The following is a 1,247-nucleotide window of genomic DNA, read 5'->3' on the forward strand; positions in this document are numbered from 1 at the left end:
GCATTATTCTAGGCGTTATGTCTAATGAGGAAGTATGAGCGATAATATTAAAAAATTTGATGAGTTAGTAGCTAGAATATTTGAAAAGCTATACAGTGAATTTCCTAAACAAGTTGTACTAAATCCTTGTGAATTAATGGATTGTGAGGGTGAGCCTTCTACTGATTGTGCAGGTGGCTTTATTGATCCTCTTAGTAAGGAAGAAAATGAATTCTTTTCTTATACTCTTTCTTGGCTATATGAGTCTGGTTATTTAATTGGTAAATTTGGCGGAGCTTGGAACTCTCGAATGACGTTGTCCCTACAAGGTTTACAATTATTAAAATCAGTGCCTTCGTCTGTAGAATCTAACGAGACTTTAGGTGAACAATTAAAAGACGCGGTGAAAAAGGGGTCTAAAGAATCTGCCGCAAACCTTGTAAGAGAAGCTTTGAATGCTAATAACATTATGAATTTATTAGCTAGCGTATTTAATTAAACATAACAAATGCATCAACACGATTTGCTACACTCGGCATTGTCGGTTTGCCTTTAGTTTCAGTGATTAGGCGTTAAAATTCAGCTAAGTCTGTATCGTAGCAAACGTGTTATGCAGGCGTTAACTGCTTCTTTGTTACCTGTGCAATATATTGTACATTTCAATTCTAATGAGTTAGACTTGTTCAATATTAAGTACAACTCAACAAAGAGGTAATTATGCGTATAGTTTCTTTTACTGAAGCTCGAAATGGTCTTAAATCTGTTCTTGATGGCGTAGTTAATGATGCTGACTGCACAGTTATCACTCGTCGAGATTCTGAAGATGCAGTTGTAATGTCTATGGATTATTATAATAGCTTAATGGAAACGATTTATTTATCTCGTTCTCCAGCTAATGCTGCTCATCTAAACAAATCAATTGCTCAATACAATGCCGGTCAAACTACGGAAAGAGGCTTACTTGAATGAGTCGAATGTTAGCTTGGACTGACGATGCTTGGGATGATTACTTGTATTGGCAAGGTCAGGATAAGAAAACGCTGAAACGCATCAATAAATTAATTACTGATGCGAAGCGTTCTCCCTTCGAAGGTATTGGAAAACCTGAGCCATTGAAAGAAAATTTGGCAGGTTTTTGGTCACGTAGAATTGATGACACCAACCGATTGGTTTATGCCGTTAATGATGCACATTTGACAATAATTTCCTGTCGCTATCATTATTAATTTGAAGCGCAGTTAACAATCGCATCAACACGATTTACTACA

The 1,247-nt window shown here is 36.3% G+C and carries 3 protein-coding genes; all 3 read left to right on the forward strand.

Annotated features, from left to right (window positions below; genetic code table 11):
* Window positions 1-34: 34 nt before the first annotated feature.
* A complete protein-coding gene (locus A6E04_RS15485; protein ID WP_065611786.1) occupies window positions 35-478 on the forward strand; it encodes a hypothetical protein in 444 nt (147 codons plus the stop codon).
* A 218-nt stretch (window positions 479-696) separates the two neighbouring features.
* Window positions 697-948 carry a type II toxin-antitoxin system Phd/YefM family antitoxin gene (locus A6E04_RS15490; RefSeq protein ID WP_012551877.1) on the forward strand — a complete coding sequence of 84 codons (252 nt, stop codon included), beginning with the start codon at window positions 697-699 and terminating at the stop codon, window positions 946-948.
* Window positions 945-1,205 (forward strand): Txe/YoeB family addiction module toxin, encoded by a 261-nt coding sequence (locus A6E04_RS15495; protein ID WP_065593072.1) that lies wholly within the window; start codon window positions 945-947, stop codon window positions 1,203-1,205. The genes A6E04_RS15490 and A6E04_RS15495 overlap by 4 nt, the downstream gene beginning before the upstream one ends.
* Window positions 1,206-1,247: the final 42 nt, after the last annotated feature.

Source organism: Aliivibrio logei (genome assembly GCF_001691055.1).
Taxonomy (GTDB): domain Bacteria; phylum Pseudomonadota; class Gammaproteobacteria; order Enterobacterales; family Vibrionaceae; genus Aliivibrio; species Aliivibrio salmonicida.